This window comes from Caldovatus aquaticus, assembly GCF_019458025.1.
Classification (GTDB): domain Bacteria; phylum Pseudomonadota; class Alphaproteobacteria; order Acetobacterales; family Acetobacteraceae; genus Caldovatus; species Caldovatus aquaticus.
Map to the genome: position 1 here is coordinate 30,150 of NZ_JAHZUY010000002.1, position 13,086 is coordinate 43,235.

The following is a 13,086-nucleotide window of genomic DNA, read 5'->3' on the forward strand; positions in this document are numbered from 1 at the left end:
GCGGCCGCTAGGGGCGGGGGCGGCCCGGGCCGCCCCCATCGGGCGCCGGCGCCGTGCCGTCGCAGCGCGGCCGGCACCAGGCGGGCAGCGGCGGCTCGCGGGCCGGCAGGCCGGTCAGGCGCACCCGGGTCTCGACCGGCACGGTCCCGCCGGGCTCGGCGGTCGCGTGGCTGGCCACGGCGCCGAAGGAGGGCGGCGGCGTGTCCCGCGCGACGATGGCGCGCCGCAGCGAGCGCCCGGGCAGGTCGCGCGCGGGCAGGAACAGGGCGGTCGAGTCCCGGCCATCCGCCAGGCGCAGCGCGGTCGCGGCGCCCCGGCCCTGCTCGCACCGCACCGCGCAGCCTGCCGCCTCGATCGCGCCGGGCGCGCTCTCGCCGCCGAGCCGCACGCAGGGGCCGCTCGCCTGCGCCCGCCCCGCGGCGGCCGGCGCGAGGGACGCGGCGGCCACGCTGGCGGCAGCGGCGAGGACGAGGCGCACGCGCATCGGAGGCTCGGTCCCTTCCTTCCCTGTGCGATCCCCATCCGGGGGCAGTCCAGAATACCAGCCCGCGGCGCCGCGCGTCAGCCTTTCCCCTCCTCGAAGCGCATCGCCACCAGCGCATCCAGAAGCCGCGCGCCGAAGCCGCTCGCGCCCTCGGGGCCGAGGGCGTCCGCCTCCTTGCGCAGCGCGACGCCCGCGATGTCGAGATGCGCCCAGGGCACGCCCTCGGCGAACGCGCGCAGGAAGGCGGCGGCGTGGCAGGCGTCCGGCAGGAACCGCCCGCCCCAGGCGCCGCTGCCGTGCGGCGCGCACTGCCGCAGGTCGGCGATGTCGCTCCGCAGGTCCTCGCGATGGCGCTCGCCGATCGGCATCGGCCAGACCGGCTCGCCCACCGCCTCTCCGGCGGCGGCGACCTGCGCGGCGAGGGCGGCGTCGGTCGCGAACAGCCCGGCGCGGTGGTGGCCGAGCGCGGTGACGATCGCCCCGGTCAGCGTCGCCAGGTCCACGATCGCCCGCGGCGCGAGCCGCGTCGCCGCGTAGTGCAGCGCGTCGGCGAGCACGAGCCGCCCTTCCGCGTCGGTGTCCAGCACCTCCACCGTGCGGCCGGAGAGCGTGCGCAGCACGTCGCCCGGCCGGTAGCTCGCCGCGCCGATCGCGTTCTCGGCGAGCGCCAGCACCGCGACCGCCGGCGCCGGCGAGCGGCGCAGGGCGAGCGCCAGCATCGCCCCCGCGCAGGCGGCCGCGCCGGCCATGTCGGCGCGCATCTCCTCCATCCCCTCGGCGGGCTTGAGCGCAAGGCCGCCGGTGTCGAAGCAGATCCCCTTGCCGACGAAGGCGACCGGCGCCGCGCCGCCCGCCCCCTTCCACCGCAGCACGACGAGGCGGGGCGGGTTCGCCGACCCGCCGCCGACCGCGAGCAGCGCGCCGAAGCCGAGCTTCGCGAGCCGCTTCGGCCCCAGCACCTCCACCGCGAGGCCATCTTCCGCGAGCCGCTCCATCCGCTCGGCGAACAGCGCCGGGGTGAGGTGGTTCGCGGGCTCCGCCACCAGGTCGCGCGCGAGCAGGCAGCCGCGCACCGCCGCCGCGGCGCGCTCCCACGCCGGCGCGACGGCGTGCGGCCGGTCCACGACCAGGTCGAGCCGCTCGAGGCCCGGCTTCACGTCCTTGGTGCGGTAGCGGTCGCAGCGCCAGGCGCGCAGGCAGGCGCCGGCGGCGAGCGCGGCCGCGGCCTCGGGCGGCAGGCCGCGCGCATCGAGCGCGAGCGCCCGCGTCTCCTCGTCCGCCTGCGCGACCGCCCCGCCGCCCGCCCGCGCGAAGTCGAGCGGCGCGGCGGCGGGGCCGGCGCCGACGAGGAGGGCGCGCTCGGGGACGAGGCAGTGCAGCGCCTGCCCGGCGCGGCCGGTGAAGCGCGCGGCGGCGGCCGCGGCGCGGAACGGCTCCGGCACGGCGGCGCCCTCGGCCAGCGGCAGGACGCGGAGCGCCGCGCCCTCGGGCGGCGCGCGGTGCAGCCGGACCTTCAGCATCCCGCCCCTGGCGTCCCCTGCCGGCCGGGCGCGGCCGCCGCCCGTGCCGCCGCCCTCACCCCTCGTAGTGCTCGGCGACCAGCCGCTCCAGCAGCCGCACCCCGAATCCGCTCGCACCCTTCGGCGTGCTGCCCTTCTCCTTGCTCGCCCAGGCGGTGCCCGCGATGTCGAGATGCGCCCACGGCTTGCCGTTGACGAAGCGCTGCAGGAACTGCGCCGCGGTGATCGAGCCGGCGGGCCGCCCGCCCACGTTCTTCATGTCGGCGATGTCGGACTTGAGCTGCTTGTCGTAGGCCTCGCCGAGCGGCATGCGCCAGCAATTCTCGCCCACCGCCTTGCCGGCGGCGAGGATGCGCTGCGCCAGCTCGTCGTCGTTGCTGAACAGCCCGGCGTGCTCGTGCCCGAGCGAGATGATGATCGCGCCGGTCAGGGTGGCGAGGTCCACCATGAAGCGCGGCTCGTACTTCTCCTGGCAGTACCAGAGCAGGTCGGCGAGGACGAGCCGCCCCTCCGCGTCGGTGTTGATCACCTCGATGGTCTGGCCGGAGTAGCTCCTCACCACGTCGCCGGGCCGCTGCGCGGTGCCGGAGGGCATGTTCTCGACCAGGCCGACGAGGCCGACCACGTCCGCCCTGGCCTTGCGTCCGGCAAGCGCGGCCATCAGGCCGACCACCGCGCCGGCGCCGGCCATGTCCCACTTCATCTCCTCCATGCTCTGCGCGGGCTTGATGGAGATGCCGCCGGAGTCGAAGGTGACGCCCTTGCCGAGGAAGGCGAGCGGCTTCTCCGCGGCGGCGGCGCCGTTGCTCCCGCCCTTGCCGGCGCCCGAGCGGCCCAGCCAGCGCATCACCACCGTGCGCGGCTCGTTCGCCGAGCCCTGCGCCACGCCGAGCAGGGCGCCGAAGCCGAGCTTCCTCATCTCCTTCGGCCCGAGGATCTCGACCTCGACGCCGAGCGGCTCGAGCTGCCGGCAGCGCTCCGCCATCTCTGCCGGAGTGAGCACATTCCCCGGCTCGGAGACGAGATCGCGCGCGAGATAGACGCCCTTCGCCACCGCCTCCTGCCCCGCCCAGGCCGCCCTGGCCGCGTCGGGGTCGGCGGTCGCGATCGCGAGGCGCCGCAGCTTCGGCTTGTCCTCCTCCTGCTCCTTCGTGCGGTAGCGGTCGAAGCGGTAGGCGCGCAGCACGGCGCCCATCGCCAGCGCGACGGCAAGCGCGGGCGGGAGATGCTCGGCCGCGACGACGGCCTCGGCCTCGTTCGCGACCGCGGGCTGCAGCGCGGCGCCGGCGGCCTCCGCCGCCTCGGCCGACAGCTCGGCGGCCTTGCCGAGGCCGACCGCGACCACCCGGGAAAGCCCCGCGCCGGGGGCCCAGACCGTCGCGGTCTGGCCCTTGCGGCCCTTGAAGGCGGCCGCCTCCAGCGCGCGCCCGATGGCGCCGCCGGTCGCCTCCTCGGCGCGCTGGCGCAGTCCTCCCGGCGGCGGCGCGGCGGCGGCGCCTTCCGCTTCCGCGAGGGGCAGCACGAGGGCGCCGCTCCGCGGCAGGGCGTCGGGCTTGACGAAGACGATCTCGAGCATGCGGGCTCCGTACGGCAAGCGGGGGTTCGGTGCCGAAGAGGGGCCGCACTCTAACAGGCCGCGCGCCGGGGGCCAGCGGCGGCGTCCGCGGAACCGGCCGGCGCCGCCGGCGATCGCCCCGCCTACCAGCCGTGGCGGTAGCCGTAGCCGTTGCGCATGGACCGCGCGATGAGATCGTCCACCCGGCGCGCGTGCTCGCGCAGCTCCCAGCGCTCGTGCGGCGTCACGATGCCGTCCGCCCGGGCCCAGGCCTCGTGGCGGGCGAGACCGGCCTGGGCGCGGTCGATGCGCCGGGACTCCCACGGCGCGATGCGGCCGGTCGCCTCGCCGTAGCGCTGCCACTGCTCCTGCCGCCAGCGGTGGCGGTCGAGCCCGGGCGTCGCGGCGTGCCCCCAGCCCGGCCCGTAGGGCGGCCGCGGCCGGTCATAGCCATAGCCGTAGCCGGAGCCGTAGCCGGAGCCATAGCCAGGGCGGTGCCAGTCGCCCGCGGCGGCCGGCAGCGGCGCCACCGCCCCGCCGAGGGACACGAGCCCGATGCCGAGCAGCCCGGCCAGGCCGAGACGCTTGCCGAAGGACGTGCGGATCATGGCGGATCCTCCTGCCGGGGACGGGAAACCGCTTCTCCGTGCCCGCGGCGCGGAGTCTGCGCGGCGATCGTGGCGGAGGCGGGGTCGGACCGGGGTCTTGCGGGGTAGGAATCGTGGCGACGCCGGGGCGGGCGGCGGGCGCGGGGATGCCCCCGGCCGCCGCCCGGCCCGGACGCCCTCGCTCAGAAGCGGTAGCGCACGCCAGCGCCGATCACCCAGGGGTTCAGCTCGGCATTCGCGTCGATGCGGCCGACCACGGTGTTCACCCGCACGTCGGGCTCGAGGAACTGCAGCCGCTTCACGTCGAGGTTGAACAGCCAGTTCGGCGCGATCTCCACGTCCAGCCCGGCATTCAGCGCGAGCGCCCAGCCGTTGCGGATGTCCACGCCGGTGACCGCGGGGTGCCGCCCGCCGCCCTCGCCGTAGAACACCGTGTAGTTCACGCCGAGGCCGAGATAGGGGCTGACGCGCGAGCGCGGCAGCGGGTGGTACTGCAGGGTCAGGGTCGGCGGCAGCACCCAGACATGGCCGAGGTCCACCGTGCCGACCGCCGAGTTCCGCACCTCCACGTCGTGCCGCGTGGTCGCCGCGATCAGGTTCAGGGCGATGTTCGGCGTGAGGAAGTAGGTGAGGTCGAGCTGCGCCGTGGCGGAGTCCGACGCCTCCGGCGTGCCGCCGATGGCGGCGACGCTGCCGCCGCTCTCCGGCAGCACCCCGATCACGCCGAGGCCGAGGACGAGGTCGCCCGCGCGCTTGCCGCGCACCGCCTCCTGCGCCGCCGCCGGCGTGGCACCCGCCGCCAGGGCGAGCATCCCCGCCGCGGCGACCGCTCCGATCGTCTTCCACATCATCTCGCTGGCATCCGTTCCAGGTGGCACGTGCCACCGCGGGACTGCTAAGGCGGCCGCCGCCAGCGCAACGTTGACCTGCCGCAAGATTCGCGGCGCGCGGGGGGCAACCGCGTCGCCGCGCGCGCCCCTCCCGCACGGGACGTGCGCGCGCGCACGCGGGCGGGCCGTGCGGCGCAGGGGCGGCCGGGGCGCCGCGGCCGGCGGCGGGCTCCCTTCCCCTCCCGCGGCCCCGGCCTTGCCGCACGGCGCCATCCCCGCCATGAGCGTCGCGCCATGACCGCGACCGCCGACACCGAGGCCGCCCTGCTCGAACTCGCCGCCGATCTCGCCCGGCGCGCGGCGGCCGCGATCATGGCCGTGCGCGCCGCCGGCTTCGCCGTCGCGCGCAAGGCCGACCGCAGCCCCGTCACCGAGGCCGACCGCATCGCCGAGGCCCTGGTCGTCGAGGGCCTGCGCGCCGCCACGCCGGATATCCCCGTGGTCGCGGAGGAGGAGGTCGAGGCCGGCACCGCGCCCACCCCGGACGCGGCGGGGGCGCGCTTCTGGCTCGTGGACCCGCTCGACGGCACGCGCGAATTCGCCGCCGGGCGCGAGGCCTTCACCGTCAACATCGGCCTCGTCGCGGCGCGCCGCGCCGTGCTCGGCGCGGTGGCGGTGCCGGCGACGGGCGAGCTGTTCGGCGGCATCGTCGGCCGCGGCGCCTGGAAGGAGGAGGCGGGCGGCCCGCGCCGCCCGATCGCGGTGCGCTCCCCGCCGCCCGAGGGCCTGACCGTGATGGCGAGCCGGCACTACGCCGACGACCCGCGCCTTCCCGCCTTCCTCGCCGGCCGGCACGTGGCGCGCGTGGTGCACATCGGCTCGGCGGTGAAGTTCTGCCGCATCGCCGAGGGCGCGGCCGACCTCTATCCGCGCTTCGGCCCGACCAGCGAGTGGGACACCGCGGCGCCGCAGGCGGTGCTGGAGGCGGCGGGCGGCACGGTGCGGCGGCTGGAGGACGCGGGCGGCCCCCTGCTCTACGGCAAGCCCGGCTGGGAGAATCCGGCCTTCGTCTGCACCGGCGCCGATCCGGCGGCGGCGCGATGACCGAGCGGCTGCGGCCCGAGGAGACCGCGCGCGCCGCCGCGCTGCTCCGCGCGGGCGCGCTGGTCGCCTTCCCCACCGAGACGGTCTATGGCCTCGGCGCCGACGCGTGCAACGGCCGGGCGGTGGCCGCGGTGTTCGAGGCCAAGGGCCGCCCGCACTTCAACCCGCTGATCTGCCATTACGCGAGCGCCGACGCCGCCTTCGCCGACGTCCGGCCCGACGCCCGCGCGCGCGCGCTGGCGGCGACGTTCTGGCCGGGTCCGCTCAGCCTGGTGCTGCCGCGCCGCGCGGAATGCCGCGTGGACCTCCTCGCCAGCGCCGGGCTCGACACGCTCGCGGTGCGCGTGCCGGCGCATCCGCTGGCGCTCGACCTGCTGCGGCGCGTGGACCGGCCGGTGGCGGCCCCCTCGGCCAACCGCTCCGGCCGCGTCAGCCCGACCACGGCCGAGGCGGTGCTCGAGGAGCTGGGCGGCCGGATCGCCGCGGTGCTCGACGGCGGGCCCTGCCCGGTCGGGCTGGAATCCACCGTGCTCGACCTGAGCGGGAACGGCGCGGTCCTGCTCCGCCCCGGCGGCGTGCCGCTGGAGGCGATCGAGTCGGTGATCGGGCCGGTCGGCCGCGCCCCGCCCCCCGAAGCCGGCGCGGCGGCGCGGCGCGCGCCCGGGCTGCTCGCCTCGCACTACGCGCCGTCGCTGCCGCTGCGGCTGAACGCCACCTCCGTGGCGCCGGACGAGGCGCTGCTCGCCTTCGGCCCGCCGCTGCCCGGCGCCGGGGCGGTGTGGTCGCTGAGCGACTCGGGCGACCTGCGCGAGGCGGCGGCGCGGCTGTTCGCCGGGCTGCGCTGGCTGGACGCCGAGGGCGCGCGGCGCGGCCTCAAGCGCATCGCCGTGATGCCGATCCCCGCGCACGGGCTGGGCCTCGCCGTCAACGACCGCCTGGCGCGCGCGGCGGCGCCGCGGCCGGACGACCCGCCGGCGCCGCCCGACGGCGGCTAGGGCCGGGAGCCGGGCGCGGACGGCGGAAGGCGACGGCGGGCGCGGAGCGGCTTGGCAGGCAACGGGCGGGGGCCGCCGCCGGCCCGGTCGCGCCCTCGTGCCCTCCGCCGCCGGGCACGGGTGCGGGGTGACAGCCGCGCGCGGGTCGGCCCGACCGGCACGGGCCGGAGCCGCCGCGCGTGGAGCCGAGCGAAAGGGCTCCAGGCCGCGATGGCCGGCCGCGCCGCGCCGCCCTTGCCGCGCGCCGCGCGTCCGTGTCCTCTCGGCCGCGAGCCGCGAGGGACCCCGATGACCGCACCATTGCCGGACCGGCACCCCGAGGGACACGACCGCCCCGACCGCCCGCCCCGCCCCGCCCCCGGCCGCCTCGCCTTCTTCCTCGCCTACCTCCAGATCGGCCTGTCCGGCTTCGGCGGCGCCAACGCCTGGGCGCGCCGCGTGCTGGTCGAGGAGCGCGGCTGGCTGAGCGAGCAGGAATACGCGGAGTATCTCGGTCTCGCGCAGATCCTCCCGGGCCCGAACGCGCTCAACTGCGCGGTGATGGTCGGCGACCGCTTCCACGGCGCGGCCGGGGCGGCGCTCGCCCTGCTCGGCATCCTCGGCGGACCGCTGGTGCCGCTGCTCGGCATCGCCGGGCTCTACGCGCGCTACGGGTCGGAGCCGCTGGTCGTCGGCGCGCTCGACGGCCTCGCCGCCGCCGCCGCCGGCATGACGATCGGCACGGCGCTGAAGATCGCCACCCGGCTGCGGCCGAGCCTCGCCCTCGCCGCGGTCGGCGCCTGCGCCTTCGCCGCCGTCGGCCTGCTGCGCCTGCCGCTGCTCGCGGTGGTGCTGGCGCTCGCGCCGCTCGGCATCCTCGCCGCCTGGGCGGCGCCGCAGCGGGGGCCGGGGCGATGACGGGCGGCACCCTCGCGCTGCTGGTCCAGCTTGCCCTCACCTTCGCGCCGCTGTCGCTGGTCGCGATCGGCGGGGCGATCGCGGTGCTGCCCGAGATCCGGCGCCAGGTGGTGGAGGTGCGCGGCTGGGTCGCGGCGGACGCCTTCATGGACCTGTTCGCCCTCGCCCAGGCGGCGCCGGGGCCGAACATGATGGTGGTGAGCCTGATCGGCTGGCAGGTCGCGGGCCTCGCCGGGCTTGCGGTGGCGACGCTCGCCATGGTCGGGCCGCCGGCGCTGCTGGCGCTGGCGCTCGGGCGGCTCAGGGCGCGCTTCGCCGGCCTCGCCTGGGTGCGGGTGACGCAGGCCGGGCTGATCCCGATCGCGCTCGGCCTCAATCTCGCGAGCGGTGTGGTGCTGGCGCAGGCGGCGCACCAGGGCGCGGTCACGCTGGCGCTCGCGCTCGGCACCACGCTGTTCGTCTGGCTGACGCGCTGGAGCCCGCTGTGGGCGCTGGCGGCCGGCGCGATCGCGGGGATGGCGGCGGCCTGAGGGCGCCGCCGGCCTGACGCGCGAACACCCAGGGCCGCCTGCGCCCGGCCGTGCCCGCGCCCGCGGCAGGGGCCCCGGCGCGTCGTCTGTCGGGCCGAGTCGCGCGCCCGGCCGTTTCCCGCCGTCCGCGATCCGCGCTAGCGCCGGGGATGGTGCGGCACGGCCGGAGGCGGCTCCTCCATCTGCGCATAGGCATGGCCGGCGCAGCCCACGGTGGGGTTCACCGCGTGGAACAGCCCGGCCGGGTTCTCCTTGAACAGCCAGACGTGCAGGTCGTAGTGGTGCAGCGCGCGCGGCATCAGCGGCTCGTGCCCCTCCATCGGCCCGTCGAAGGGCCGGCCGAAGAGGCTCGGGCGCTCCGCGACGCCGGTGGCGAGGGGCACGAACCACTCCGCCGCGACCAGGCGCAGGTGGCCGTTCCCGGCCGGCTCGTACACCAGGATCTGCGGGCGCATGGGATCCGGGGTCGGACCGAGCAGCGCGGCGTTCAGGAAATGCACCCCCATGCCGCCCTCGGCGTACTCGACGCAGCCGAGCGTCGAGAAGTAGCCGTCGCGCACGGCGACGACCGGGTCCTCGTACTTGCGCAGGGCATCGCGCACCGCCGCCAGTTCGGGCGGCAGCTCCGGCGCGCGCATCGGCAGGGAGGTCCGGTGCTGCGGCGCGGCGTGGCTCCCGCCCGCCCCCTGCTGCGCGGCGGCGCCGAGCGCCGCGGCCAGAGCGGCACCGGCGCCGAGGACCGTCGCGGCCAGGAAGAGGCGCGTGCGGCCGCGCCGGCGGGGCGTGCAGGCGGCGTCGTCCATGAGGGGCTCCTCCCAGGGCGCGGCGTTGCGAGCGGCCGCCCGCCCGCCAAGCGCGGCGGCCTCAGGCCCGGCCGGTCTCGCGGCCATCCCCCTGCCGGTGTCGGGGGATGCCGGGAGCCACTCTAGGAAGGGTGCGTTGCGCCATCATGTCGCGCCGCGTTTCGTGATGCGGCGCCGCGGGGCGTCGCGGCCCAATCCAGGCGCGCGCCGACGGCGCGCAGGCGCCGCCGCCAGGGCGGCGGCGGTGACGGCCTAATCCACGCGCGCGCCGATGGCGCGGATCAGCGGCGCCAGACGCTCCTGCTCCGCGGCGCGGTGGGCGGCGATGTCCTCCGGCGAGGTCCACCAGGCCGTCGCGCCGTGCCCGGCGAAGGCGCGCCGGAGATCCTCGCTCTCCAGCGCCTGCCGCGCCAGGGCCGAGATCCGCGCGACCACCGGCGCCGGCAGTCCGGCCGGGCCGCAGACGCAGGTCCAGGAGGTCATCTCGTAGCCGGGCAGGAACTCGGCCATGGTCGGGATGTCGGGCACCACCGGGCTGCGCTGCGCGGTGGTGACGGCGAGCGGGCGCACCTTGCCCTCGCGCGCCTGCGCGAGCGCCGTCGGGATGTTGTCGAAGATCATGTGGATGCGCCCGGCGATGAGGTCCACCATCGCCGGCGCGGTGCCGCGATAGGGCACGTGGATCACGTCCACGCCCGCGAGCTTCTTGAACAGCTCGCCCGAGAGGTGGATGGTCGTCCCGGAGCCGGCCGAGCCGTAGGAGTAGCGTCCCGGATTGGCGCGCAGCAGCGCGATCAGTTCCGGCACGCTGCGCGCCGGCAGGTCGTTGTTGATGACGAGCAGGTTGGGCAGCCGCCAGAGGCCCGAGAGGAAGGTGAAGTCCTTCGCCGGGTCGAAGGGGAGCGCGGCGTAGAGCGTCGGCGCGATGGCGTGGGTGGCGATGCCGCCGAGGCCGATGGTGTAGCCGTCCGGCGCGGCGCGCGCGATGACGGTCGCGCCGACGTTGCCGGCCGAGCCGGAGCGGTTGTCCACGACGAATTGCTGGCCTGTCAGGGCGCTCATCCTGGCGCACCAGAGGCGCGAGAGCGTGTCGGTCGGCCCGCCGGCCGGATAGGGGTTGATGTAGCGCACCGGCTGGGAGGGCCAGGGCGCCGCGGTCGTCCCCTGCCCGAGCGCCGGCCTGGCGCCGAACGGCGCGACGGCGGCCCCGGCCCAGGCGAGGAGCGCCGCGCGGCGCGACCGCGGCGCGGCGGGCAACGGGTCTGCGGCGCCCTTCTTCCCGGACGTCGGCTCGGACATCGGTCTCCTCCCTGGACGGGCCGGCGCCCCCTGCGCCTTCCGGACGGGGCGCGACAGCGCGAGAGGATACGCCGGCGCGCGATCGGTACGCCACCGGCCGGGATGCCTCGGCGGCCGGGGCGGCCCGCCGGGACGCCGTCAGGAGGGCTGCCCGCGGCGCGCCCCGCCGCGCATGTAGCGGCGCTCCGGCCGGTAGCCGGAGCCTGTCAGCCAGGCCCAGAGCCGCCGCAGCGCCGTCCGCAGCCGTGCCAGTTCCCCGTTGCCCATGACCCGCCCCTCGTGGCGCGCCAGGCGCGCAGCCGCCTTCCGCCGGGGGTCTCCAGGCCCGCTCTCCCGGCCGGCGCCGCGCAGTGCCGTCGCGCAGTGGATTGCGCACCACAGAGTGGCCCTTCCCGGCCCGGCAGGACAGCCGGCACGATGCCGTTTCGTGCCATTCCCGCCACGGTGTTGCGCTTCGGCGACATGCGTCGGGCGGGGCGCGCCGGCCCTGCAGCTCCGGGACGACCGGCGGCCGGCCGCGCGATTCCGCATCGCCGCGCGCCGCCGTCGGGGTAAGCTTCCGCGATGCACACCCCTGGCGGCGAACCGGACGACAGCCGCGCCGTCCGTGTCCGGGTCTATCGGGGCCGCGCCCACTACGACGCGAAGGCGATCCACCGGGCACCGGAGGGCGCGGACCTCACGGCCTTCCTCAAGCGCGGCGCGCTGGCCGCCCTGCCCAGGGCCGCGGGCTGGCACCTTGTCGTCCTCTCCGTCGAGCGGACCAGGGCGGGGGAGGCCCTCGCGCCGATGCTCGACCGGCTGGCCCGGCGCCTGACGCGCACCGCCCCGCCCGATACCGTCGCCGCGCTGGCGGTGGCGGGCGACGGCGCGCGCGCCGTGCTGGCGGTCGGCGCCAGGGACGCCGCCTGGATCGGGCGCCTGCGCACGGCGCTCGGCGGGATTGGGCGCTGACGCGGTGGCGCTTCCGCCCGGCGGGCGCCGGCCGCCGCGGCACGACGGGAAGCCTCGGTGGCGCCGGTGCCGGCACGCTGCCGTCCGTCCGGCGCCCCGCCGACGCTGTTGCGGCGCCCGCCCGGTCCCGCCTAGGCTCGCCCCGGCGTGCCCGGATGACCGCGCCGCGATGCGGGCCGGCCTCCCGCAACGCCCGGCGCCCGCGGGAGCAGGCCGGACCCCGGCTCCCGCCGCCGACTGCCCAGGACGGCCCGCGCGGGCAGCGGGGAGGCGCGAGGGAAGAAGCGAGCCGATCACAAGCGAAGCGGCCAGAAAACCATGCGACCGATATTCGTCATGATCAAATGCGAGATGGGGCAGGCCTATCGCGTGGCGCGCGAGATGGCCGACACGATCGAGGAGCTGTCGGAGATGCACTCCATCTCCGGCCAGTACGACCTGATCGGCAAGTTCTACCTCGAGCCGGACCGGGACATCGGCCTGTTCGTCGTCGAGCGGCTGCAGACCGTGCCGGGGGTGAAGGACACCTACACGCTGCAGACCTTCAACGCCTTCTCCGGCGGACGCGGCTGACCGCCGGCGCCCGCGCCCCGCGCACGGAACCCCGCGGGACACCGGGGCTGTAGCCGCCCGAGGATCCGTCCATGCGACATCTCGTCCGGCTGACGCTCGCCAGCGGGCTGGCGCTCGCCGCCGGCGGCTGCGCCGAGGTCTATGACGACGGCGGCTACTACGGCGACTATGGCGGCTACCGCTACGGACCGGGCTACCTGCCGTATGGCGGCCGCTTCTACGACCGCCCCTACGACTTCGCCGTGCCGCCCTACCGCTACGGGCCGCCGTCCTATCGCTACCTGCCTCCCCCGCCGCCGGGCATCGCCGCGCCACGCCGGCGCCCCCCGGCGCCACCGCCCGCCGTGGCCGGTCCGGGCGGTGGGCGGCCGTTCGCGCCTCCCCCGGCTCCCCCCGCCGCCGCGATGCGGCCGCCGCCGGGCATCCGGCCTGGTCCGCCGCCCCAGGCGCACGCCCCGCCTACGGTGAGCGGGGACACCTATATCCGCCGCTATCTCCAGCAGCGTGGCACGCCCGAGGTCGGTACCGGCAATTGAGCGGCAAGGAGCGCGGGCGGGCGTCCCGAGGCTGCCCCGAATCCGACACCATCGTGCCGCCGGAACGCCCGGCGGCCCGGCCATCTGGCAGGGAGGACGAGGAGGACGAACCGATGCGTTGGAGCCCGATGCGCAGGCTGATGACCGTCGCCGCCCTCGCGGGCGCGGTGCTGGCGGCGGGCTGCACCGATCCCTACGGGCGCGTGGACCCGGCGCGCACGGCGCTGCTCGGCGCCGGCATCGGTGCGGCGGCCGGGCTCGCCGGCGGCGCGATCGCCGCCGAGAACCAGCGGCGGAGCTACTACGGCTATTACGGCGGTCCGGCCTACTATCCGCCGCCGCCCCCGCGATACTACTACCCGAGGCCGCGCTACTACTACTACTACTACGGCTACTGA

General features: G+C 77.3%; 16 protein-coding genes. 8 read left to right on the plus strand and 8 right to left on the minus strand.

Annotated features, from left to right (window positions below; translation table 11 throughout):
• Positions 1-7: 7 nt before the first annotated feature.
• The 5 genes from K1J50_RS01060 to K1J50_RS01080 form a co-directional block, all read right to left on the minus strand.
• A complete protein-coding gene (locus K1J50_RS01060) occupies positions 8-484 on the minus strand; it encodes a hypothetical protein (protein WP_220115578.1) in 477 nt (158 codons plus the stop codon).
• A gap of 77 nt (positions 485-561) precedes the next feature.
• The gene (locus tag K1J50_RS01065) at positions 562-2,004 is read right to left on the minus strand and encodes a leucyl aminopeptidase (RefSeq protein ID WP_220115579.1); all 1,443 of its coding nucleotides are present in this window, start codon (positions 2,002-2,004) and stop codon (positions 562-564) included.
• 55 nt (positions 2,005-2,059) lie between these two features.
• Positions 2,060-3,580, minus strand: a complete 1,521-nt coding sequence (locus K1J50_RS01070; RefSeq protein ID WP_220115580.1) for a leucyl aminopeptidase — start codon at positions 3,578-3,580, stop codon at positions 2,060-2,062.
• 122 nt (positions 3,581-3,702) lie between these two features.
• Positions 3,703-4,167: a hypothetical protein gene (locus tag K1J50_RS01075; RefSeq protein WP_220115581.1), complete on the minus strand. Its 465-nt coding sequence runs from the start codon at positions 4,165-4,167 to the stop codon at positions 3,703-3,705.
• A 182-nt stretch (positions 4,168-4,349) separates the two neighbouring features.
• Positions 4,350-5,018 (minus strand): OmpW/AlkL family protein, encoded by a 669-nt coding sequence (locus K1J50_RS01080; protein WP_255574797.1) that lies wholly within the window; start codon positions 5,016-5,018, stop codon positions 4,350-4,352.
• 273 nt (positions 5,019-5,291) lie between these two features.
• On the opposite strand from K1J50_RS01080, the gene cysQ reads away from it, so the two are divergent.
• The 4 genes from cysQ to K1J50_RS01100 all read left to right on the plus strand — a co-directional run bounded on the left by cysQ (position 5,292) and on the right by K1J50_RS01100 (position 8,523).
• Positions 5,292-6,101, plus strand: coding sequence for a 3'(2'),5'-bisphosphate nucleotidase CysQ (gene cysQ, locus K1J50_RS01085; RefSeq protein WP_220115582.1), 810 nt, complete (start codon positions 5,292-5,294; stop codon positions 6,099-6,101).
• On the plus strand, positions 6,098-7,096 hold the full coding sequence (locus tag K1J50_RS01090; protein WP_220115583.1) for an L-threonylcarbamoyladenylate synthase: 999 nt from the start codon (positions 6,098-6,100) through the stop codon (positions 7,094-7,096). The genes cysQ and K1J50_RS01090 overlap by 4 nt, the downstream gene beginning before the upstream one ends.
• Positions 7,097-7,384: 288 nt before the next feature.
• Positions 7,385-7,993, plus strand: coding sequence for a chromate transporter (locus K1J50_RS01095; RefSeq protein WP_220115584.1), 609 nt, complete (start codon positions 7,385-7,387; stop codon positions 7,991-7,993).
• Positions 7,990-8,523, plus strand: coding sequence for a chromate transporter (locus K1J50_RS01100; RefSeq protein WP_220115585.1), 534 nt, complete (start codon positions 7,990-7,992; stop codon positions 8,521-8,523). The genes K1J50_RS01095 and K1J50_RS01100 overlap by 4 nt, the downstream gene beginning before the upstream one ends.
• A gap of 137 nt (positions 8,524-8,660) precedes the next feature.
• Here K1J50_RS01100 and K1J50_RS01105 read toward each other — a convergent pair whose 3' ends face one another.
• From K1J50_RS01105 to K1J50_RS18890, 3 genes are all read right to left on the minus strand, one after another.
• Positions 8,661-9,326, minus strand: a complete 666-nt coding sequence (locus tag K1J50_RS01105; RefSeq protein WP_220115586.1) for a hypothetical protein — start codon at positions 9,324-9,326, stop codon at positions 8,661-8,663.
• 252 nt (positions 9,327-9,578) lie between these two features.
• Positions 9,579-10,625, minus strand: coding sequence for a Bug family tripartite tricarboxylate transporter substrate binding protein (locus K1J50_RS01110; protein WP_220115587.1), 1,047 nt, complete (start codon positions 10,623-10,625; stop codon positions 9,579-9,581).
• 138 nt (positions 10,626-10,763) lie between these two features.
• Positions 10,764-10,892 carry a hypothetical protein gene (locus K1J50_RS18890; protein ID WP_255574798.1) on the minus strand — a complete coding sequence of 43 codons (129 nt, stop codon included), beginning with the start codon at positions 10,890-10,892 and terminating at the stop codon, positions 10,764-10,766.
• 297 nt (positions 10,893-11,189) lie between these two features.
• Here K1J50_RS18890 and K1J50_RS01115 point away from each other — a divergent pair, with 297 nt between their 5' ends.
• From K1J50_RS01115 to K1J50_RS01130, 4 genes are all read left to right on the plus strand, one after another.
• A complete protein-coding gene (locus K1J50_RS01115) occupies positions 11,190-11,579 on the plus strand; it encodes a hypothetical protein (RefSeq protein WP_220115588.1) in 390 nt (129 codons plus the stop codon).
• Positions 11,580-11,897: 318 nt separating this feature from the next.
• Positions 11,898-12,152 (plus strand): Lrp/AsnC ligand binding domain-containing protein, encoded by a 255-nt coding sequence (locus K1J50_RS01120; protein ID WP_220115589.1) that lies wholly within the window; start codon positions 11,898-11,900, stop codon positions 12,150-12,152.
• 71 nt (positions 12,153-12,223) lie between these two features.
• Positions 12,224-12,688, plus strand: coding sequence for a hypothetical protein (locus tag K1J50_RS01125; RefSeq protein WP_220115590.1), 465 nt, complete (start codon positions 12,224-12,226; stop codon positions 12,686-12,688).
• Between the two features lie 113 nt (positions 12,689-12,801).
• Positions 12,802-13,086, plus strand: a complete 285-nt coding sequence (locus K1J50_RS01130; protein WP_220115591.1) for a hypothetical protein — start codon at positions 12,802-12,804, stop codon at positions 13,084-13,086.

Coding starts and splice junctions, on each gene's coding strand:
- K1J50_RS01060 (WP_220115578.1), bottom strand. CDS start 484: ATGCGCGTGCGCCTCGTCCTCGCCGCTGCCGCCAGCGTGGCCGCCGCG.
- K1J50_RS01065 (WP_220115579.1), bottom strand. CDS start 2,004: ATGCTGAAGGTCCGGCTGCACCGCGCGCCGCCCGAGGGCGCGGCGCTC.
- K1J50_RS01070 (WP_220115580.1), bottom strand. CDS start 3,580: ATGCTCGAGATCGTCTTCGTCAAGCCCGACGCCCTGCCGCGGAGCGGC.
- K1J50_RS01075 (WP_220115581.1), bottom strand. CDS start 4,167: ATGATCCGCACGTCCTTCGGCAAGCGTCTCGGCCTGGCCGGGCTGCTC.
- K1J50_RS01080 (WP_255574797.1), bottom strand. CDS start 5,018: ATGATGTGGAAGACGATCGGAGCGGTCGCCGCGGCGGGGATGCTCGCC.
- cysQ (WP_220115582.1), top strand. CDS start 5,292: ATGACCGCGACCGCCGACACCGAGGCCGCCCTGCTCGAACTCGCCGCC.
- K1J50_RS01090 (WP_220115583.1), top strand. CDS start 6,098: ATGACCGAGCGGCTGCGGCCCGAGGAGACCGCGCGCGCCGCCGCGCTG.
- K1J50_RS01095 (WP_220115584.1), top strand. CDS start 7,385: ATGACCGCACCATTGCCGGACCGGCACCCCGAGGGACACGACCGCCCC.
- K1J50_RS01100 (WP_220115585.1), top strand. CDS start 7,990: ATGACGGGCGGCACCCTCGCGCTGCTGGTCCAGCTTGCCCTCACCTTC.
- K1J50_RS01105 (WP_220115586.1), bottom strand. CDS start 9,326: ATGGACGACGCCGCCTGCACGCCCCGCCGGCGCGGCCGCACGCGCCTC.
- K1J50_RS01110 (WP_220115587.1), bottom strand. CDS start 10,625: ATGTCCGAGCCGACGTCCGGGAAGAAGGGCGCCGCAGACCCGTTGCCC.
- K1J50_RS18890 (WP_255574798.1), bottom strand. CDS start 10,892: ATGGGCAACGGGGAACTGGCACGGCTGCGGACGGCGCTGCGGCGGCTC.
- K1J50_RS01115 (WP_220115588.1), top strand. CDS start 11,190: ATGCACACCCCTGGCGGCGAACCGGACGACAGCCGCGCCGTCCGTGTC.
- K1J50_RS01120 (WP_220115589.1), top strand. CDS start 11,898: ATGCGACCGATATTCGTCATGATCAAATGCGAGATGGGGCAGGCCTAT.
- K1J50_RS01125 (WP_220115590.1), top strand. CDS start 12,224: ATGCGACATCTCGTCCGGCTGACGCTCGCCAGCGGGCTGGCGCTCGCC.
- K1J50_RS01130 (WP_220115591.1), top strand. CDS start 12,802: ATGCGTTGGAGCCCGATGCGCAGGCTGATGACCGTCGCCGCCCTCGCG.